The sequence below is a fragment of the Rhizobium sp. WSM1274 genome, from assembly GCF_025200775.1.
Classification (GTDB): Bacteria; Pseudomonadota; Alphaproteobacteria; order Rhizobiales; family Rhizobiaceae; genus Rhizobium; species Rhizobium leguminosarum_I.
The window spans coordinates 112,551-131,817 of the sequence record NZ_CP104142.1 but is presented as its reverse complement, the minus strand read 5'-3'; the positions used below and the strand labels follow the sequence as shown (position 1 = coordinate 131,817).

Genomic DNA, 19,267 nt, shown 5'->3' with positions numbered 1-19,267 from the left:
CGCTACTGATTTTCCTGCGTGTCGTCGTAAACCTGCTTGATCTGTTCGACGAACTGCTCCGCAGTAAGACTGCCCTGGAAGAGACCGGTGTCCTTCTGGTTGAGCACGTCGTAGTAGCCGGGAACCGGCCAGTCAGGATAGAAACCCAGGCCGTTTTTGTCAGAGATCTGCTTGAAAACCGCTGCGGCGTTCTTACCAATGGGGTTGGTGATGACCGAAAGATCAGCGGCGATCGGCACGCCGCCGGCATTGCCGAGTTCAGCTTGATATTTCGGCGACAAGGTCAGGCTGATCCACTCGGCGGCGAGATCGGGATTCTTGCTACCCTTGGGAACGACCCAGAGATTGCCTGTCGAGCCGACCGAATATTTCGGCGTCGGAATGACGAACTGACCCCACTTGAAGTCCTTGATGGTCGAGGCGAAGGTGCCGAGATTCCAAGTGCCCGAGACGTACATCGGCGCCTTGCCGGAGGTGAAGAGCAGAGCCGCGTCCGGGTCCTTCATGCCCGTGGAGTCCTTGTTGATGTAGCCCTTTTTGACCCAGTCGAGCAATGTTTGCGCCGCATAGAGGTAGGGCGCGCCGTCGAGGGGAGCCTTCAAGCCCTGATAATTCTGCACCCAGGCGTCATCGGCCTTGGTATAGGCTAGAGAGGCTAGCAAGTGCTGGCCACTGGTGTCGATCGCCCCGAGCGCGAGAGGCGTGAGACCCTTCTGCTTGAAGGCTTCCATGTCAGCGACCCACTCTTCGAGCGTCGTCGGCGGCTTGAGACCTGCCTTTTCGAACATGTCGATATTGTAGAAACACGAGACATATTCGCCGAAGACCGAAACGCCCCAAACAGGGCCGGAGCCATAGATGCCCTTTTCGTCATAACGGCTAAGGACAAAATCTCCTTCGTTAAGGATCTTGTCCCAGCCTTCCTTCTTCACATAGTCATCCAGATTGGTCAGCAATCCCTGGCTTGCAACCAAGCCAGCGGTCGCATTGCCCTTGTTGTACTCGAGCACGTCGGGGGCCTGATCGGAATTGAGGATCATGCCGCCTGAGGCCTGCAACTGCTGAAAGGTCTTCTGCTCGAAGCTGACGTTGATGTCTGGATGTTTCGTCTTGAACTCCTCGAGCGCTTTCTTCCAGACAATGCCCTGAGCCGTGGTCGGCTCCTCGAACCACCAGATCTTGAAGGTCTTCTGTTCGGCATGGCCGACCGATGTCATCAGCATCGCCGTGCCGAGTGCCAGCGCAAGTCTTGCAATTCTTTTCATGCTTTCCTCCCAAAAAAGCGGCTGCGCCGCGAAAAAACCAAGTTAGTCAGGCGTGGCGCCGCCGGGCCTCCCAGCCCGATGGCCCTAGCTTAGGCGGTCGATCAGGGATCAACAACGAAATCTCCGCCCCGGCACTTCTTCAGATAGTTGAGACCGTGAACCTGACCAGTCATTTCAAGCGCGTCGCGATAGACCGGGTCGTGCCAGCCTTCGATGTCGATCGAGCCAGACCAGCCGGCAAGGCGCAGTTCTGAAATAATGTCGGTCCAGTTGCTGTCGCCGAAGCCCGGCGTGCGCATGAAGACGAACTTCTCCTTGCCGAAGATGCCGTGTTCCTTGATGACCTCCCAGCGGATGGTCGCATCCTTGCCGTGGACGTGGAAGAATTTGTGCGCCCATTTGCGGATCTGCGGCAAAGGATCGATCAGATAGACCATCTGATGGCACGGCTCCCATTCCAGACCAATATTATCATCCGGGGTCTCGTTGAACATCAGTTCCCAGGCATCTGGATTGTGCGCGATGTTCCAGTCGCCGCTTGCCCAATTGCCGTCCATAGCGCAATTCTCGAAGGCGATCTTGATGCCCTTGTCGACCGCCCGCTTGGCAAGCTCGCTCCAGACCTGCTTGTAGCGCGGCAGGCTGTCGGTCAGCGGCTTGCCGCGGATGCGGCCGGTGAAGCCGGCAACGCAGGTGGCGCCGAAGTGATGGGCATTGTCGATGCAGTGCTTCCAGCCCTCCAGCGTTTCGAGGTCGATTGCGGTTTCTTCCAACGGGTTGCCGAACATGCCGAGCGTCGAGATGGTGATGTCGCGGTCGCCGATCGCATCGAGGCAGCGCTTGCCGAGCTCGGCAAGGTCCTGGCCCTTGGTCGTTTGCCAGAAGAAGGGCTCAAAGCTTTCGAAGCCCATATCGGCGATCTCGCCGATGCGGGTAGCGGCATCGCCGTTGTTGCCGCTGACCATGGTGCCGATGCGAATGGATTTTGCAGGGTTGCTCACGTCACTTGATCCTATGCTGAAATTTCGACTCGCTTGCCCGTCTTGGCGCTTTCGATTGCGCCGAAGACCATGGCAAGGCTTCTGATATTGTCGGAATTGACCGTCTCGGGCCGTCTGCCGGTGCCGATCGCCGCGATGAAGTCGGCGATGACGCTGGCGTGGCCATGGGTCTCCTCGTCATGTTCCGGACCGGGAACGTTTATGGCAGCAGAGCCATGCAAAAGGCCGGGCTCTTCGCCGGCGACAGCCGCCTTGAAACTCTCCTCGCCATCCCAGGTGAGCATTCCCTTCGAGCCGACGAGACGCCATTGGCTTTCCCAGCTGGTGCGCTCGCCCTCGGCGCACCAGGAGCCGCGGTAGGTGAAGACGATGTCGTCGGAAAATTCGAAAATGGCATTGGCTGCGGCGCCGTGCCGGTACCACGAACCCTTCGGATTGCGCTCGACGCAATAGACGGCGAGCGGCTTTCTGTCGGCGACGTAGCGCGCCGCATCGAAGGTGTGGATCGCCATGTCGAGAAGCAGGACGTTGTCCATCTCTTCGCGGAAGCCGCCGAAGTGCGGCGCCAGGAAGAAGTCGCAATGGATGCCGGTGAGTTCGCCGATCGCGCCGCTGTCGACGAAGCGGCGCAGGCGCCTGACGCCCGATATGAAGCGACGGTTCTGGATGACAGCATGGATGCGGCCGGTCTCGGCGGCAAGATCGATCAGTGCGGCGCCCTCGGCAAGCGAGGCCGCCATCGGCTTTTCGCTGAGCACATGGCAGCCGGCCTTGAGTGCCGTCGAAACGACGTCATAGCGCGCAGCCGGAATGACGATGTCGAAGACCAGGTCGGCCTTCGTGGCCGCGATCACGTCGGACAGGTCCGAACCGATGACGGCGCCTTCAAGACTGAACTCCCCGGCAAGCTTTTCCGCCGTCTCCCGGTTCAGGTCGACGAGGCCGACAATGGTGATGGAGTCGGCCAGCAGAGGGTTGGAAGCGATGGCTCGCAACCAACCTTTGGACATAGCTCCGCACCCGCACAGAATGGCACTGAATTTCACGATTTCCTCCAGGGGAATGGTGTCAACTCTCCTCGTGACACGCACTCCGTAAACGTTTACGAATGTATGCGGAAACATTTTGCGGTGTCAATAGACGCCAACTGGGAAATTACGGGCCCCCGATCCGGACAGATCTGAATTAAAGAAAGGGAGCATGATGTCGTACGAAAACCGCGCATACTTTTCGGCATCATGCTCCGGGGAAAATCGTCAGCGATGAAGGGGATTCGCCAGCTTGCCGAACACTTGAATATCTCGATCGGCACGGTCTCCCGCGCGCTGAACGGCAAGCCTGATGTCAATCAGGAAACCCGCCGGCGGGTGCTGGCGGCGGCCGAGGAACTCGGCTACGTCGCCAACCAGTCTGGGCGGAGCCTGAGGCAGGGGCAGACGAAGGTCATCGGATTGATGATCGAATCCAGCAAGGAGACGGTCGAGAATGCCGACAACTTCTTCCTCGGCGTCACCAGCGGTCTGCAGAGCGTCTTTGCTCGTCACAAGCTCGACCTCATCATGTTGCCCTGTCCGAGCGATGAGGATCCGCACGAATATCTGAAGCGGATGGTGGCGCGGCGCATCGTCGATGCGATGATCATCTCGGACACGCAGCGCGTCGACCGACGCATCGACTTTCTGTCGCGGGCGAAGATCCCCTTCGTCGCGCTCGGCCGCAGCCTTTCGGCCAGCAATTTCCCCTGGATTGATCTCGATTTCGAGGGCGTGGCCGAGCGTGCCGTCGAGCGGCTGATCGCGCTGGGACATCGCCGGATCGCAATCACCGCGCCATCGAGCGAGGCCAACCTCGGCTATCTCTTTATCGACAGCTATCGCCGGGCGCTCGAGCGGCACGATATTGCCTTCGACCCCTCACTCGTCATCCGCGTCAGGTCGAGCGAACAGGGCGGCTATCAGGCGGCCCATGAGCTGCTGCTGCTCGAAGAGCGGCCGACGGCGGTGATCCTGATCTACGAGCTGATGGCGATCGGCCTTTACCGCCGCCTGATGGAATCGGGCGTCATGCCCGGCCGCGACCTTGCGGTGATCGGCTTCCGCGACGCTCCGCGCGCACGGTTCCTGCAGCCGTCGCTGAGCTGCTTCCGCATCTCGCTCTACGATCTCGGTGTTGCGCTCGGCCAAATGCTTCTCGCCAACATGCCGGTCTATCGAGATTTCTATCCGGGAGGCGAGCGCAACATCATCTGGCCGCTCGAACTGATGCCGGGCGAAAGCGATGCGTTTCGGGTTGGGGTCATGGCCTGAGCACTATCGGCTTGCTTCCGGAAAGCAGAAGCGAGCCCCCTCATGTACCTGATGCAAAGAACCGGTTCTCCGGTCGCGGCAATCCGAGATGTTCGCGCAGCGTCGTGCCCTCGTATTCGCTGCGGAACAGGCCGCGGCGCTGCAGTTCCGGTACCAGCCGTTCGGTGACATCGAGGAGACCCTGCGGCAGATAGGGGAAGACGACGTTGAAACCGTCCGAACCCTCCTCGTCAAGCCAGCGCTCCATCTCGTCGGCGATGCTGGCCGGCGTGCCGACGAAGGCAAGGCCGGCATAACCGCCATAACGTTGCGCCAACTGACGCACCGTCAGATTTTCTTCGGCGGCAAGCTTCAACACCTGTGCCCGGCCAGTCTTGCTGGCATTGGTATCGGGAATATCTGATGGCAGCGGTGCGTCGGGATCGAAGCCGGAAGCGTCATGGCCGAGCGCGATCGAAAGCGAAGCGATGGCGCTGTCGTAATGCACCAGACTGTCGAGCGTAGCGCGTTTGGCGCGGGCCTCCTCGATGCTGTCGCCGACGATAATGAAGGCGGCAGGCAGGATCTTCAGATGGTCGCGGTTGCGGCCGATCGCTTCCATGCGACCCTTTATATCGGCATAAAGCGCCTTGCCTGCGGCAAGATCGCGCGGCGAACAGAAGACCATCTCGGCGGTCTCCGCGGCAAGCTGGCGGCCGGGGTCCGACTGGCCGGCCTGGACGATGACGGGCCAGCCCTGCGGCGGCCGGGCGATGTTGAGCGGCCCGCGGACGCTCAGTTCCTCGCCCTTGTGGCCGAGCACATGCATCTTTTCCGGATCGAAGAACAGGCCGCTCTCACGGTCGCGGATGAAGGCATCGTCGGCGAAACTATCCCAGAGCCCGGTTACCACGTCGTAGAATTCCCGGGCGCGATGATAGCGCTCGCCATGCTCCACATGTTCGTCGAGGCCGAAATTGAGCGAGGCATCGGGGTTAGACGTCGTGACGATGTTCCAGCCGGCGCGGCCGCCGCTGATATGGTCGAGCGAGGCGAAACGACGGGCGATGTGATAGGGCTCGTCGAAGGTGGTGGAGGCGGTGGCGACGAGGCCAATGCGCTCCGTCACCGCCGCCAGCGCCGAGAGCAGCGTGAGGGGCTCGAAGGAGGTGACCGTGTGGCTGCGCCTGAGCGCCTCGACCGGCATATTGAGCACGGCAAGGTGATCGGCCATGAAGAAGGCGTCGAATTTCGCCCGTTCCAGCGCCTGCGCAAAGGACTTCAGATGGGCGAAATTGAAATTGGCGTCGGGATAGGAGCCGGGATAGCGCCACGCGCCGGTATGCAGGCTGACGGGACGCATGAAGGCGCCGAGGCGCAACTGCCGTGGGGTCATGACTTTCCTCATGGATCGGGCAAGGCGGCCGCCTGCCCCACATTGGGTGTTCTATCTGGAGCCGCTGCGGCGACGCATCGGATATCGGTTACGTAGGAGGTCGGTGAAACCAAATCGAGGCCGGCGGTGGCAATTTCCGGCAGGAATCTCATTGCTTCTCCGACCTGCGTTTTCGCGCAAACGCCAGACCGGAAGCCTAATCGCGGCGGTCGGAGCCTGATAAGCAAACACTTTTCATTTTCGATGGCATCTATAGAATTTGTGCTCTTATCTCGACGCTCGATTTATTTCACCGATAGCATCGTCAGAAATGGAGACATCGATGAACACCGTGCTGAGGCAAGCAGACCAGATCCGGCCGGTGGCCGCCCGTATCGGCAGCGACGAGGAAGCGATCGCCACCGCCCACAGACTGGCGGCGCAATTTGCCGCGCGCGCCGCCGAGCGTGACGCCGACCGCATCCTGCCCTTCGCCGAACTCGATCTTCTCGCCCAGTCCGGCCTTCTGGCGATCACCGTGCCAGCGCAATATGGCGGGCTCGACGTCTCCAACGCCGTGCTTGCCGAGATCACCGCGATCCTGTCTGAGGCGGACGGCTCGATCGGCCAGATCCCGCAAAACCATTTCTATATTCTCGAGGCACTCAGAACCGACGGCGGCGAGGAGCAGCAGCGCTATTTCTTCAGCCGCGTGCTGGCCGGCGTTCGTTTCGGCAATGCGCTGTCCGAGCGCGGCACCAAGACGGTCGGCCACTATAATACGCGCATCACCCGCGACGGTCCGGGTTACCGGATCAACGGCCGCAAATTCTATTCGACCGGCGTCCTCTTCGCCGACTGGATCACCATCTTCGCGCTCGATCCGGAGGATCGGCTGACCATGGCCTTCGTGCCGAAGGGCACTGAAGGTGTCGAGATCGTCGACGACTGGGACGGTTTTGGCCAGCGAGCCACCGGTAGCGGCACGACGATCCTCGACAATGTCTATGTCAGCGCCGATTCCGTGGTCTTCCATCACAAGGGCTTCGAGCGGCCGACGACGATCGGTTCCGTTGGTCAGATCATCCATGCCGGCGTCGATCTCGGCATCGCACGGGCGGCCTTTGCCGAAACGCTGGAGTTCGTCAGGACGAAATCGCGCCCCTGGATGGATAGCGGCCTTGAGCGTGCCTCAGACGATCCGCTGACGATCGCCAAAGTCGGCCAGATCGCCATCCGGCTGGAAGCTGCTACGGCTCTGGTGGAGCGCGCCGGCCACAAGGTCGATGCCGCACAGGTCGAGACGACCGAGGAAAAGGTGATCGCGGCGACGCTGGCAGTCGCTGCGGCGAAGGTGCTGACGACCGAAGTGGCGCTTGAGGCCTCGAACACGCTTTTTGAGCTAGCCGGAACTTCGTCGGTGCAGGCTGGCCTCAACCTCGACCGCCACTGGCGCAATGCCCGCACCCATACGCTGCACGATCCCGTGCGTTGGAAATATCACGTTGTCGGCAATTACCATTTGAACGGCGTAACGCCGCCGAAGAACGGCGCGCTCTGAAATCTCCCCGTCTTCCAACCGAAAACCCCACCGCCGGTGCTGGCAGCGGGGTTTTCTGCTTTCGATGAAAGATGGCCGCCTCAGCTATAGAGGCTGACCTCGGGTATCTTGTCGTTCAGCACGAATTCACCGACTTCCCTGGCCTTGTAGAAGACAGGATCGTGCAGCGTGTGAGTGCGGACATTGCGCCAGAACCGGTCGAAACGGTATTTGTCGGCCGTCGAGCGCGCGCCCGTCAACTCGAAGACCCGCGAGGTGATGTCGAGCGAGACATGGGTGGCGTGGACCTTGGCGGCATAGGCTTCCGCCGCCGCCGCGCCGCGCTCACGCGCGGTGACGTCGCGGCCGCGGGCAAGGCCCGCCTGCACGGCGGCTGCGGCGTTGTCGGCAAGGGCCGCCGAGGCCTTAAGCGCGGCGGTGAATTCGCCAACGCGTTCGAGGATATAAGGATCATCCGCCGCCCGCTCGACACCGGAGGTGATCCACGGCCGGGTCGTGGTGCGGATGTAATCGACGGCAGCCTGCACCGCGCCTTCCGCGGTGCCGAGATAAAAGTTGACGAAGACCAGCTGGATGAACGGCGTATTGAAGGTCGACAGTACCGGCGGCGCCACGTCGGGTGCAGCCGGCGCGCCGACGAAATCCTCCTCGTAAACGGGGAAGTCATGAAATTCGACGCTGCCGCTGTCGGACAGGCGCTGGCCGATATTGTCCCAGTCGTCATTGGCGACGTAACCTTGACGATTGGTCGGCACGGCGAAGCCGGCGATCTTGTCGTCGAGCGTCGCATTGGCATTGATATAGTCGGAGACCCGAGCCGCCGTGGAAAAGGACTTACGTCCGTTCAGCACATAGCCATTGCCGCGACGGGTGAGCACCAGCCCGGGATCGCGCGGATTGACGGCGGCCCCCCAATAGAGGTTCCTGGCGACCGTATCGCTGCCCAGCGCATGGGCCCGCGCCGGATCAAGCGCCCAATAAATGTACTGGCTGTTGACATAGTGGTAGCCGAGCAGCTGGCCGATTGAACTCTCGCCACGGGCGAGAATGCGCACCAGCTTCAGCCCGTCGACCCAATCGAGGCCACCGCCGCCGATTTGCGTGGGATGCAGCACATTGAGCAGCCCGGCATTCTTCAATTTGACGATCTCGGCGAGCGGCGGACGGCCTTCGCGGTCGAGGTCTGCGGCGCGCCGCGACAGGTCGGCAGAGATCTCCTCGGCACGGGCAAAGAGGGCTTCGCGCGTTGGATTGCGGCTGGCCGCGAAGATGACATTGGATTGGCTCATGGGCGGAACTCCAATTCTCCAAAAAGATGATCCGGCGGAAGCCGCACGCTTCCGCCGGAAGGATCGAAGTGGGAGGTCTCAGAACAGCTTGTCCGGGATCCAGTTGGCGGTCGCCGCATCGCTGGTGCTAAAGGCGGGGATCTTTTCGGCCAGTTCCTCGATCGTCTTGACGCTGGCTGCACGCAGGCTTTCCTGCGTCAGAAGCGTCGGCTTCACGGTGATTTGGTGGGGAACCGTCTGCCCGGCGATTTCGAGGGCTGCAGTGCGAATGGAGACGGCGCCGACGACGGCAGGATTGGTCGCGACGGTCGCGACCCAGGGGCTGCCTTCCTCGGTGATTTCCTGGATATCGGCCGTCGACACGTCGGCCGAATAGATCTTCAGTTTCTTGCCGATGCCGAGATCGTTGGCGGCGAGCTTCACGCCGCGGGCGAACTCGTCATAGGGGGCGAAGACCACCGATATATCGGGATTGGCGGTGAGCACGGCCCTCGCCTGATCGGCGGTTGAAGTCGCAGTCGTGTCGCTGACATTGCCGAAACGGGCCTTTTCGACCACGCCTTTATTGTCCGACTTGAACTTGTCCCAGACTTCGTTGCGGCGGTCGAGTGGCGCAAAGCCCGCGACATAGACGTAGCCGGCGCTGAAGCTGTTGCCGTTGTCCTTCACCACCTGCTCGAGCGCCAGTGAGGCGAGTTCGTGATCGCTCTGCTCCACCTGCGGAATCTTGGGATTGTTGAGGTTGACGTCGAAGGCCACGATCTTGATGCCCTTGTCGAGCGCCTGCTGCACGACGTCGCCGAGCGATTCAGGCAGACCGTGGTCGATGACGATGCCCGAGACGCCGAGATTGATCGCCTGGAGGATCTGTTCGCGCTGCTCGGCGGCATCCTGCCGGCCGGGGAAGATGCGTAGGTCGATAGCCAGCGCCTTGGCCTGGGCTTCAGCCCCTGCCTGATAGGCCTGGAAGAAATCGCCGGCCGAGATGTAGCTGATCAGCGCGACCTTGACGCCGCCTTTGTCGAAAGGGGCAGGAGCGCCGGACAGACCGTCGGCTTTTGCGCTTTGAATGAAAATGAACGGAATGACGGCGGCAGACAGTGCGAGCCGTGCGAGGGATTTCATCGTCGCGTTCCTTCTAGCAATCGGAGGCGTCGTCTGACAGGTCTGGAAGCCCTCGCGACGCGTCGGATTATTAGATATAATCTCTATGTTTTTAGTAGAGTAAATGATCCGATTTTATGGGCTGTGGGAGATTCTTTGTTTCCCGAGGGCAGTTCGCGGGGGAAAGGCGTGCCTGGAATTCGACCGCCCGGACAGGGCACACTCCGGCTTCGATTGCAGTCCCGGACCTTTGTCGATGCCGCTTCTTCACATTGAAAATATCACCCGCAGTTTCGGGTCGACGCGGGCGCTTGCCGGCGCTGATTTTTCTATGGAACGCGGCGAGATCGTGGCGCTGATGGGCGCAAACGGCGCGGGCAAATCGACGCTGGTCAAGATCCTCTCCGGCGTGCTTCCGGCTGATGGCGGCATGGTCAGACTGGATGGCCGTCCCTTTGCGCCGCGTAGCCCGGCCGAAGCGGCAAGGGCCGGCGTCGTCACGGTGCATCAGTCGACGGATCTCGTCGGCGCGGCCGGTCTGAGCGTTGCCGATGCCCTGCTGCTCAACCGGTACGCCGATCGCAGCACACCCTTCTTCGTCTCGCGCGCCGGCATCCGCCGCGCCGCGCAGGCGATGCTCGATGCCGCCGGCTTCACCCTGCCGTTGGACCGTGATTTCGGTGACCTCGCCAGCGCCGACCGGCAACTGGTGGCGATCGCGCGTGCGCTCGCCAACCGCGCCGACCTGCTCATCCTCGACGAGCCGACGGCAAGCCTTTCCGGAGAGGAAAGCCGCCGCCTCTTCGATATTCTGCTTGGGCTTCGCCAGAAAGGCCTGGCGATCCTCTATATCTCGCACCGCACCGCCGATCTCGAAGCGATTGCCGACCGCGCGCTCGTCATGCGCGGCGGCCGCGTCGTCGGCACCTTCGCGCGGCCGATCGATTTTTCGAGCGCCATCGAAACGATGATCGGCCGCAGACTGGATGCGGCGCGGCCGGATGCGCGTTCCGCGACCGGCTCGGCGATCTTCGAGATGCGTGGTGCCCGCCTGTTGCCGACGGGCGAACCCTTCGACCTGTCTTTGCATGAAGGCGAGGTGGTCGCGGTAACAGGCGTGCTCGGCGCCGGTAAAAGCCGGTTGCTCCAGGCGATCTTCGGCGTGACGGCGCTTGCCGGCGGCCAGATGTTCCTCGATGGCCGGCTTTATCGGCCGAAAAGCCCGGCTGAGGCAATTGCGGCGGGTGTCGCCATGGCCGCCGAAGACCGTCACCGTTCCTCGCTAATGCCGCCGGAATGGCCGGGCAATTCACTGTCGGCGACGATCAGCCTGCCCCATCTTGCCAAGTGGTATCCACACGGTTTCCTCGTCGGCGGCCGCGAGCGCCGCGAGGCCGAGCAGGCGATCGCCCGTCTTGGCATCAAGGCCGCGGGGCCCCTCGCTTCGATCTGGTCGCTCTCCGGCGGCAACCAGCAGAAGGCGGTGATTGCCCGCTGGGAGGCGGAACCGAGCCGGCTGCTGCTGCTCGACGAACCTTTCCAGGGTGTCGACGTCGGCGCCCGTCATGACATCATCCGGGCAATCCGCGCCCGCAGCGACCGGGCGACGCTGATTGCGACCTCCGACCCGGAGGAGGCCTATGAGGTGGCAGATCGCATCCTCGTCATCGACCGCCACGTGTTGATGCCCGCTGCAGGCGGAATTGCCGCTCCTTCCGCCATCCAGGGAATATCCGCATGACGACGATCGATGACGACACTCTTCCACAGGCAAACACCCGGCCAAGGCCATCGCCGCAAGCCGATCGCGGTCGTCTTGCGGCACTCGGGGCGTTCCTCCGGGCGGGCGCAGTGTTCATCCTGCTGGCACTGCTCGTCGTCGGCTTCACCATCGCCGAGCCCGCCTTCATCAATATCGCCAATCTGATGAGCATCCTGCAGGCGGTGTCCGTCGTCGCCATTCTCGGCGCTGGCGTTACCGTCACGCTGGCCGTTGGCGGTTTCGACCTGTCGATCGGCGCGGTCGCCGCATCGAGCGTGATGGCGGCGAGTTACGCGATGATCGTCTGGCATCTTGATGCCTATGCGGCGGTGCCGCTGGTCCTCGCCTTCGGCGCCCTGGTCGGTCTCGTCAATGCCTTCCTCATCGTGCGCCTGAAGGTGCCGGATCTGCTCGCGACACTGGCGATGATGTTCCTGCTTTCCGGGCTGCAGCTGATCCCGACCGCCGGCCGGTCGATTTCATCAGGCCTCATCTTGCCCGACGGATCGAAGGCGACCGGCGCTTACGATCCCGCCTTTTTGTTGATCGGCCGCTACAGCATCCTCGGCACCCTGCCCGTTTCCGTGGTGCTGATGGCGGTGGTCGCCATCGCACTCTTCATCCTCACCGAACGCACCCGCATCGGCCGGCTGCTGTTTGCGACCGGCGGCAACGAGGTTGCGACCCGGCTTGCCGGCGCCTCGACCGTGCGGCTGAAGACGCTTGCCTATGTCCTATCGGGCACGCTGGCATCGCTCGGCGGCATTGTCATCGCCGCCCGCGTCGGGCGTGGTGAGATCTCGTCCGGCGGCTCGCTGCTGATGGATTCGGTCGCCGCCGCGTTGATCGGCTTTGCCGTCTTCAATCTCAGGCGCCCTAACGTGCTCGGCACCATTGCCGGCGCGGTCTTCGTCGGCGTTCTGCTGAACGGCCTCACCATGCTGAACGCCCCCTACTACACCCAGGATTTCGTCAAGGGCGCCGTGCTCGTCGGCGCGTTGGCGCTGACCTACGGCCTCGGCCGCAGCAATCCCTAATTCCAAGGAAGAGAACCATGACCCGCGAAATCAGGCTGAACGCCTTCGATATGAATTGCGTCGGACACCAGTCGCCGGGGCTCTGGCGCCATCCGCGCGACAAGTCCTCAACCTACAAGGATCTCGACTACTGGGTGCATCTGGCAAAGACGCTGGAGCGCGGCAGGTTCGACGGGCTGTTCATCGCCGACGTGCTTGGCGTCTACGATGTGCTGAACGGCAATGTCGATGCCGCACTTCGCCATTCGGCGCAGGTGCCGGTCAACGATCCGCTGCAGCTCATTCCAACCATGGCCTACGCGACCGAGCATCTCGGCTTCGGCCTGACGGCGTCGCTCTCCTTCGAGCATCCTTATACCTTCGCCCGCCGCATCTCGACACTCGACCACCTGACCAAGGGGCGTGTCGGCTGGAATATCGTTACCTCCTACCTCAACAGCGGCGCGCTCAATATCGGCCAGCCGGCGCAGACGAAGCATGATGACCGCTACGACCTTGCTGAGGAATATCTCGAGGTCTGCTACAAGCTCTGGGAGGGAAGCTGGGAGGACGGCGCCGTCGTCCGCGACCGGGAAAGCGGTATCTTCACCCATCCTGACAAGGTCCACCCGATCCGCCATTCCGGCAGGCATTTCAACGTGCCCGGCATTCACTTGAGCGAACCCTCGCCGCAACGTACACCGGTGCTCTACCAGGCCGGCGCCTCCAGCCGCGGCAAGGATTTCGCCGGCGCCCATGCCGAATGCATTTTCGTCGCCTCCCCGTCGAAACCCGTGCTGAAGCGCTACGTCGCCAATGTCCGCGAGGCGGCCGAACGGGTCGGCCGCAACCCGCGCGAAATCCTTGCCTTCAACCTGCAGACCATCATCCTCGGCGAGACCGATGCGGAAGCACAGCGGAAGTTCAACGAATACCGCAAATACGCCTCCTTCGAGGGCGCGCTGACGCTGATCTCCGGCTGGACCGGCATCGATTTCGGCCAGTTCGGGCCGGACGAGGTGCTGCGGCACCGCCATACCAATGCGGTGCAATCGGCCGTCGAGACCTTCACGACAATCGATCCCACGAAGGAATGGACCGTGCGCGAAATGGCCGACTGGGTCGGCATCGGCGGTTTCGGCCCTGTTTTCGTCGGCTCCCCGCAAACGGTCGCCGACCTGGTGCAGGAATGGATCGAGGATACCGATGTCGACGGCTTCAATCTTGCCTATGCCGTGACGCCCGAGAGTTTCGAGGATACCGTCGATCTGCTGGTGCCGGAACTGCAGAAGCGCGGCGTCTACAAGACCGACTACGCCAAGGGAACGCTGCGGGAAAAACTGGGCGGCAAGGGGCCGCGTCTCGTCGCGCCGCATCCGGGTGCCGCTTATCGCAATCTCTTCGGCGAGCCGGCACGTGTCGCGGTCAACGGCTGAGCCAATAATGGCTGGGTGACAAAAAATATCTCGCCCAGTCCAACCATTCGAATCTAACCTCTGTGACAATTTGCATTTCGCCCCGAATATAGGCACCCGAATTTCACCGATCAGGAGGGGTCATGACCGTATCATCTATCTCGCGGCGCACGCTGATGAAGGGCACCGCCCTGCTGCTTGCCTCGACGGCGCTCGCCCGGCAGGCGCTCGGGCAGACAGCGCAGACCAACCCGGGCGGCGGCCGGCTGATCGTTGCCGCCGATTCCGAGCCGAAGAACCTCAATCCTGCAATCGTCGCCTCGAACGGCGTTTTCTTCATCGCAAGCAAGGTGATCGAGCCGCTGGCCGAAGCGTCGTTCGACGGCAAGGACGGGCTCTCGCCGCGCCTCGCCACCTCCTGGGAGGGCTCGGCCGACGGCCTCTCCGTCATCTTCAAGCTACGCGACGGCGTGACCTGGCACGACGGCAAGCCGTTCACCTCGGTCGATGTCGCCTTTTCCGCGCTCAATATCTGGAAACCGCTGCAGAATCTCGGCCGCCTGGTCTTCGCCAATCTCGAAGCCGTCGACACGCCTGACGATTACACCGCCATTTTCCGCTTCTCCAAGCCGACGCCGTTCCAGCTGATCCGCAACGCGCTGCCTGTCGTGACCAGCGTCGTCGCCAAGCACATCTTCGACGGGACCGACATCGCCACCAACCCAGCCAACAACACGCTCGTCGGCACCGGTCCCTTCAAGTTCGCCGAACACAAGGCCGGCGAATATTACCGGCTGGCGCGCAACGAGAATTACTGGGACAAGGACCAGCCGAAACTCGACGAGATCATCTTCCGCGTGCTGCCCGATCGTGAAGCGGCAGGTTCGGCGCTCGAAGCCGACGAAATCCAGCTTGCCGCCTTCTCGGCTGTGCCGCTGGCCGATCTCGATCGTATCTCGAAGGTCGCCGGCATCAAGGTGATCTCGAAGGGCTATGAGGCCCTGACCTACCAGCTCGTCGTCGAGATCAATCACCGCCGCAAGGAGCTGGCAGATCTCAGGGTACGCCAAGCAATCGCCCAGGCGATCGACAAGAAATTCGTGGTCGACACGATCTTCCTCGGCTACGCCGCCGCCTCCACCGGTCCCGTGCCGAAGAATGCGCCGCAGTTCTACACGCCGGATGTCGCGGCCTATGATTTCAACCCTGCCGCCGCCAACGACATCCTCGACAAGGCAGGATACAAGCAAGGGGCGGACGGCAACCGATTCACGCTGAAGCTTCGCCCCGCGCCCTATTTCAACGAAACTCGCCAGTTCGGCGATTACCTTCGCCAGGCGCTGGCCGTGATCGGCATCAATGCCGAGATTGTCAATGCCGATGCGGCCGCGCACCAGAAAGCTGTTTATACCGATCACGACTTCGATCTCGCCGTCGGCCCGCCGGTCTTCCGCGGCGATCCGGCGATCTCCACCACCATTCTCGTCCAGTCCGGGACGCCAGCCGGCGTTCCCTTCTCCAATCAGGGCGGCTACGTCAATCCGGAACTCGACAAGATCATCCAGCAGGCATCCGAAACCATCGACACGGCGGCGCGCACCGATCTCTACCGCAAGTTCCAGCAGTTGGTCGTCGCCGACCTCCCGCTGATCAACGTTGCGGAATGGGGCTTCATCACCGTCGCGCGCGACACCGTGCTCAACGTCTCGAACAACCCGCGCTGGGCCGTCTCGAACTGGGGCGATACCGCGCTGCAATCGTGATAGGATCGGCGGCAATTCTCTTTCAGAGGCCCTGTCCGGCGTGAGACGTGCAATCATCCTCCTGAGGCGCAGGGCGATCAGCAGCATTCCAGTGCTGCTGATCGTGGTGATCTTCACCTTTTTCTTGCTTGAATCCGCCTCGGGCGATGCCGTCGACGCCTATCTCGGTTCCATCGGCGGCGGCGACGCCGCACTGAGGCAGTCACTGCGCGAGAGCTACGGCCTCGACCGGTCCGTTCTTGCGCGCCTCTGGCTCTATCTTTCCTCGCTGGCGCGGCTCGATCTCGGCTGGTCGGTCGCCTTCGGCCGGCCAGTCGGTACGCTTATTGCCGAACGCCTGCCCAATACGCTGCTCCTGATGGGCAGTGCGACGGCACTCTCCTTCGGCCTCGGCTCGGCGCTCGGCATCCTTGCCGGGGCGCGGCCGGGCAGCCTGCGGGACCGATTGCTGTCGATCGGCTCGCTGATCGTCTATGCCATTCCGAGCTTCTGGCTCGGTCTGGTCCTGAGCATTGCTTTCTCGGTGAAGCTGCGCTGGTTTCCCATCGCCGGCGTCGAGACGATCGCTTCCGGCAAGGCAGGATTTTCGCGCGCGCTCGATATATCAGATCACCTGGTTCTGCCGGTGAGCGCACTCGCCCTGATCTATCTCGCCTTGTTCCTGCGGGTGATGCGCAGCGGCATGGCCGAGGCCTGGAAGCTCGATTTCGTGCTCTTCGCCCGGACCAAGGGTCTATCGCGGAGCCGCATCACGCTGCGCCACGTGGCGCGCAATGCGCTGCTGCCGCTCGTCACCATGCTCGGGCTGCAATCGGCCGCCATGCTCGGCGGCAGCGTGGTGATCGAGAGCATCTTTGCAATCCCGGGCTTCGGGCGGCTGGCGCAGGAGGCGGTCAACGGCCGTGACGCGCCGCTGCTGATGGGCATCATCGTCATCAGCGCCGTCTTGGTCATCTCGGTCAATTTCCTCGTCGATCTCGTCTATGCCGCACTCGACCCGCGCATCGGCGCATCGGAGGGCGGCGCATGAACTGGCTGTGGCGACTGCTGCGCACGCCGGAAGGTGCGGCAGGATTTGCAATCCTTTTCGTCCTGCTTTCGGCCGGGCTGCTCGCTCCCATCCTTTCACCGGGCGATCCGTTGAGGATCGCCGGCCGCGCACTGCTGGCGCCGTTCGCCGATCGGGGTTTTCTGCTCGGCACCGACCGGCTCGGTCGCGACGTGCTGGCGGGCCTGCTCTATGGTGCCAGAACCTCGCTTGCCGTTGGCCTTGCGGCGGCGTTCTCGGCCATGGTGCTGGGGCTCTGCGTCGGCCTTGCGGCCGGTTTTGCCGGCGGGCTCATTGACGAGGCGCTGATGCGGGTGGTCGACGCCTTCCAGATCGTGCCGGCTTTCCTGCTCGCTCTTGCTTTCGTCAGCACCATCGGGGTCTCGACGCCCGTTGTCGTTTTTGCCATCGCACTCGGCACCTGGGCCGATCCGGCGCGGCTGACGAGGGCGCAGGTGCTTGCGATCCGTGAGCAGGATTATGTCGCCTCGGCAAGGGTGATCGGCATGCATCCGGCCGAGATCGCCTTCCGGGAAATCCTGCCGAACGCGCTGCCGCCGGTGCTGGCGCTTTCGGCCACCATCGTCGCCGGCGCGATCCTCACCGAAGCAGCGTTGTCCTTCCTGGGCCTGGGCAATCCCAATATCGCAACCTGGGGTTCGATGATTGCCGAGGGCCGCAGCGTGTTGCGTTCGGCGTCCTATCTCTCCGTCATACCGGGTGCGGCACTCGCCATCACCGTGCTCGGCGTCCATCTCTTCAGCGAAGGCCTCGGCAAGGTGCTCGGCGATGACGATGCGAGGGCGGCATGAGCATTTTCTGCAGCCTGCGACAGCTTTCGGTCACCTACGGGCGCGAGAGAAGCGGCGCGGCCGCGCTCGACGGTATCGATCTCGATATCGCCGCCGGCGAAAGGCTGGCGATCATTGGCGAAAGCGGCTCCGGCAAGAGCACGCTCGCCCGTGCCCTTGCCGGTCTGCTGCCGGAGGAAGCGAAGGTCGGCGGCGAGATAGTCTGGCCGGAGCTTGGGCGTCCGCCCCGCCCCGGCCGCGATTTCGGCTTTGTCTTCCAGGATCCGGGCTCCAGTCTCAATCCCGTCCTGACGATCGGCGAGCAGATCGCCGAGGGCGCCAGGCGCCATCTCGGCCTCAGCTGGAAACAGGCCTATGTCAGGGCCGAGGAGCTGCTTGGGCGGATGCGGATACCGCAGCCTGACAAGACGATGCGGGCCTTTCCGCATCAGCTCTCCGGCGGCCAGCGCCAGCGTGTGGCGATTGCCGCTGCCATCGCCGCGAGACCTGCCCTGCTGATCGCCGACGAGGCGACCAGCGCGCTCGACGTCGTCGTTCAGGCCGAGATCGTCCGCCTGCTCGACGGGCTGGTACGCGAAGACGGCATGACGCTTGTCTTCATCACCCACGACATCGCGCTTGCCTCCGGCTTCGTCGACCGCATGGCCGTTTTCCGCAATGCGAGACTGGTCGAGGCAGGTCCGGTCCGCTCGGTGCTTTCGGCGCCTGAGAGCGACTATACAGCCGCCCTTATCGCCAGCCATCGCGACCTCGCGACGCCGCCGCTGATCGCGGAGGTGCCGTCATGAACGACAGGCTGCTTTCCATCGAGAACCTGTCGAAAGGGTATTCTTCTGCGGGACGCCGGATTGCTGCCCTCGATAATGTGTCGCTCACCATTGCGGCCGGGGAAACGCTCGGTCTCGTCGGCGCCTCCGGCAGTGGAAAATCGACGCTGTCGCGCATCCTGCTGCGGCTTCTGAGCGCCGATGCCGGCTCGATCCGTTTTGAAGGAGAGGATTGGCTCGCGCTGAATGGCGCGTCTTTGCGCCGCCGGCGGGCGCGTATGCAGATGGTGTTCCAGGATCCGCTCGCCGCCTTCAATTCCCTGGCGAGCGTCGATACAGTGCTCGATGATCCGCTTCGCATCCACGGCGTTGTCGCGAAAGATCGACGTCCTCGCGAGATCGCCAAGCTGCTCGAGCGAGTCGGCCTTACCCCAAGTCATGCCGCCCGGCCGGTGCGTTCGCTCTCCGGCGGCCAGCGCCAGCGCGTGGCGATTGCGCGGGCGATTGCGACGCGGCCGTCGCTGCTGGTGCTCGACGAGGCGGTCTCGGCGCTCGATGTGACCGTGCGCGGCCGGATCCTCGAACTCCTGGTCGATCTGCAGAAAGAACAGGGCATTGCCTGCCTGTTCATTTCGCACGATCTTGCCGTGGTCCGGGCCGTCTCCCACCGCATCGCGGTCATGGATGGCGGACGGATCGTCGAGACCGGCGCGGTAACGACGGTCGTTGCCGCGCCGCAATCCGATGCCGCCCGCGCGCTTATTGCCGCCGTCCCTCGTCTCGTGACCGATCCTTGCTGAAGGA

Annotated in this window: 16 protein-coding genes; 10 read left to right on the top strand and 6 right to left on the bottom strand. The window is 62.8% G+C overall.

Translation table 11 applies throughout. The annotated features are described in order from the left end of the window. Positions 1-2: 2 nt before the first annotated feature. The 3 genes from N2600_RS33790 to N2600_RS33780 form a co-directional block, all read right to left on the bottom strand. Positions 3-1,265 (bottom strand): ABC transporter substrate-binding protein, encoded by a 1,263-nt coding sequence (locus tag N2600_RS33790; protein WP_017969211.1) that lies wholly within the window; start codon positions 1,263-1,265, stop codon positions 3-5. A 101-nt stretch (positions 1,266-1,366) separates the two neighbouring features. Next, positions 1,367-2,266: a sugar phosphate isomerase/epimerase family protein gene (locus tag N2600_RS33785; RefSeq protein WP_260299825.1), complete on the bottom strand. Its 900-nt coding sequence runs from the start codon at positions 2,264-2,266 to the stop codon at positions 1,367-1,369. Positions 2,267-2,277: 11 nt separating this feature from the next. Beyond that, the gene (locus N2600_RS33780; protein WP_260299823.1) at positions 2,278-3,312 is read right to left on the bottom strand and encodes a Gfo/Idh/MocA family protein; all 1,035 of its coding nucleotides are present in this window, start codon (positions 3,310-3,312) and stop codon (positions 2,278-2,280) included. A gap of 216 nt (positions 3,313-3,528) precedes the next feature. Between N2600_RS33780 and N2600_RS33775 the strand changes: the two genes are divergently transcribed. Beyond that, on the top strand, positions 3,529-4,572 hold the full coding sequence (locus tag N2600_RS33775; protein WP_260299822.1) for a substrate-binding domain-containing protein: 1,044 nt from the start codon (positions 3,529-3,531) through the stop codon (positions 4,570-4,572). A gap of 40 nt (positions 4,573-4,612) precedes the next feature. On the opposite strand, the gene N2600_RS33770 is transcribed toward N2600_RS33775, so the two are convergent. Next, positions 4,613-5,947: an LLM class flavin-dependent oxidoreductase gene (locus tag N2600_RS33770; protein ID WP_162116690.1), complete on the bottom strand. Its 1,335-nt coding sequence runs from the start codon at positions 5,945-5,947 to the stop codon at positions 4,613-4,615. Between the two features lie 322 nt (positions 5,948-6,269). Between N2600_RS33770 and N2600_RS33765 the strand changes: the two genes are divergently transcribed. Beyond that, positions 6,270-7,487, top strand: coding sequence for an SfnB family sulfur acquisition oxidoreductase (locus N2600_RS33765; RefSeq protein ID WP_260299936.1), 1,218 nt, complete (start codon positions 6,270-6,272; stop codon positions 7,485-7,487). Between the two features lie 80 nt (positions 7,488-7,567). Here N2600_RS33765 and N2600_RS33760 read toward each other — a convergent pair whose 3' ends face one another. Next, a complete protein-coding gene (locus N2600_RS33760) occupies positions 7,568-8,776 on the bottom strand; it encodes an acyl-CoA dehydrogenase family protein (RefSeq protein WP_260299935.1) in 1,209 nt (402 codons plus the stop codon). Positions 8,777-8,854: 78 nt separating this feature from the next. Then, complete coding sequence (locus N2600_RS33755; RefSeq protein WP_260299934.1) at positions 8,855-9,901, bottom strand: substrate-binding domain-containing protein; 1,047 nt, start codon at positions 9,899-9,901, stop codon at positions 8,855-8,857. Positions 9,902-10,136: 235 nt separating this feature from the next. Here N2600_RS33755 and N2600_RS33750 point away from each other — a divergent pair, with 235 nt between their 5' ends. The 8 genes from N2600_RS33750 to N2600_RS33715 all read left to right on the top strand — a co-directional run bounded on the left by N2600_RS33750 (position 10,137) and on the right by N2600_RS33715 (position 19,263). After that, entirely contained in the window at positions 10,137-11,621 is a 1,485-nt protein-coding gene (locus tag N2600_RS33750) for a sugar ABC transporter ATP-binding protein (RefSeq protein WP_260299933.1), read from the top strand. Then, the gene (locus N2600_RS33745) at positions 11,618-12,679 is read left to right on the top strand and encodes an ABC transporter permease (RefSeq protein WP_260299932.1); all 1,062 of its coding nucleotides are present in this window, start codon (positions 11,618-11,620) and stop codon (positions 12,677-12,679) included. The genes N2600_RS33750 and N2600_RS33745 overlap by 4 nt, the downstream gene beginning before the upstream one ends. Before the next feature lie 17 nt (positions 12,680-12,696). Beyond that, positions 12,697-14,094: an LLM class flavin-dependent oxidoreductase gene (locus tag N2600_RS33740; protein WP_260299931.1), complete on the top strand. Its 1,398-nt coding sequence runs from the start codon at positions 12,697-12,699 to the stop codon at positions 14,092-14,094. Positions 14,095-14,216: 122 nt separating this feature from the next. After that, positions 14,217-15,836, top strand: coding sequence for an ABC transporter substrate-binding protein (locus tag N2600_RS33735; protein ID WP_260299930.1), 1,620 nt, complete (start codon positions 14,217-14,219; stop codon positions 15,834-15,836). Between the two features lie 40 nt (positions 15,837-15,876). Continuing rightward, a complete protein-coding gene (locus N2600_RS33730; RefSeq protein WP_260299929.1) occupies positions 15,877-16,866 on the top strand; it encodes an ABC transporter permease in 990 nt (329 codons plus the stop codon). Continuing rightward, positions 16,863-17,696 carry an ABC transporter permease gene (locus tag N2600_RS33725; protein WP_170256887.1) on the top strand — a complete coding sequence of 278 codons (834 nt, stop codon included), beginning with the start codon at positions 16,863-16,865 and terminating at the stop codon, positions 17,694-17,696. Before N2600_RS33730 ends, N2600_RS33725 begins: the two co-directional genes overlap by 4 nt. Then, positions 17,693-18,484: an ABC transporter ATP-binding protein gene (locus N2600_RS33720; protein ID WP_260299928.1), complete on the top strand. Its 792-nt coding sequence runs from the start codon at positions 17,693-17,695 to the stop codon at positions 18,482-18,484. Before N2600_RS33725 ends, N2600_RS33720 begins: the two co-directional genes overlap by 4 nt. After that, positions 18,481-19,263: an ABC transporter ATP-binding protein gene (locus tag N2600_RS33715; RefSeq protein ID WP_260299927.1), complete on the top strand. Its 783-nt coding sequence runs from the start codon at positions 18,481-18,483 to the stop codon at positions 19,261-19,263. The genes N2600_RS33720 and N2600_RS33715 overlap by 4 nt, the downstream gene beginning before the upstream one ends. The last annotated feature ends 4 nt before the right edge of the window (positions 19,264-19,267 follow it).

Coding starts and splice junctions, on each gene's coding strand:
- N2600_RS33790 (WP_017969211.1), bottom strand. CDS start 1,265: ATGAAAAGAATTGCAAGACTTGCGCTGGCACTCGGCACGGCGATGCTG.
- N2600_RS33775 (WP_260299822.1), top strand. CDS start 3,529: ATGAAGGGGATTCGCCAGCTTGCCGAACACTTGAATATCTCGATCGGC.
- N2600_RS33770 (WP_162116690.1), bottom strand. CDS start 5,947: ATGACCCCACGGCAGTTGCGCCTCGGCGCCTTCATGCGTCCCGTCAGC.
- N2600_RS33765 (WP_260299936.1), top strand. CDS start 6,270: ATGAACACCGTGCTGAGGCAAGCAGACCAGATCCGGCCGGTGGCCGCC.
- N2600_RS33760 (WP_260299935.1), bottom strand. CDS start 8,776: ATGAGCCAATCCAATGTCATCTTCGCGGCCAGCCGCAATCCAACGCGC.
- N2600_RS33755 (WP_260299934.1), bottom strand. CDS start 9,901: ATGAAATCCCTCGCACGGCTCGCACTGTCTGCCGCCGTCATTCCGTTC.
- N2600_RS33750 (WP_260299933.1), top strand. CDS start 10,137: ATGCCGCTTCTTCACATTGAAAATATCACCCGCAGTTTCGGGTCGACG.
- N2600_RS33745 (WP_260299932.1), top strand. CDS start 11,618: ATGACGACGATCGATGACGACACTCTTCCACAGGCAAACACCCGGCCA.
- N2600_RS33740 (WP_260299931.1), top strand. CDS start 12,697: ATGACCCGCGAAATCAGGCTGAACGCCTTCGATATGAATTGCGTCGGA.
- N2600_RS33735 (WP_260299930.1), top strand. CDS start 14,217: ATGACCGTATCATCTATCTCGCGGCGCACGCTGATGAAGGGCACCGCC.
- N2600_RS33725 (WP_170256887.1), top strand. CDS start 16,863: ATGAACTGGCTGTGGCGACTGCTGCGCACGCCGGAAGGTGCGGCAGGA.
- N2600_RS33720 (WP_260299928.1), top strand. CDS start 17,693: ATGAGCATTTTCTGCAGCCTGCGACAGCTTTCGGTCACCTACGGGCGC.
- N2600_RS33715 (WP_260299927.1), top strand. CDS start 18,481: ATGAACGACAGGCTGCTTTCCATCGAGAACCTGTCGAAAGGGTATTCT.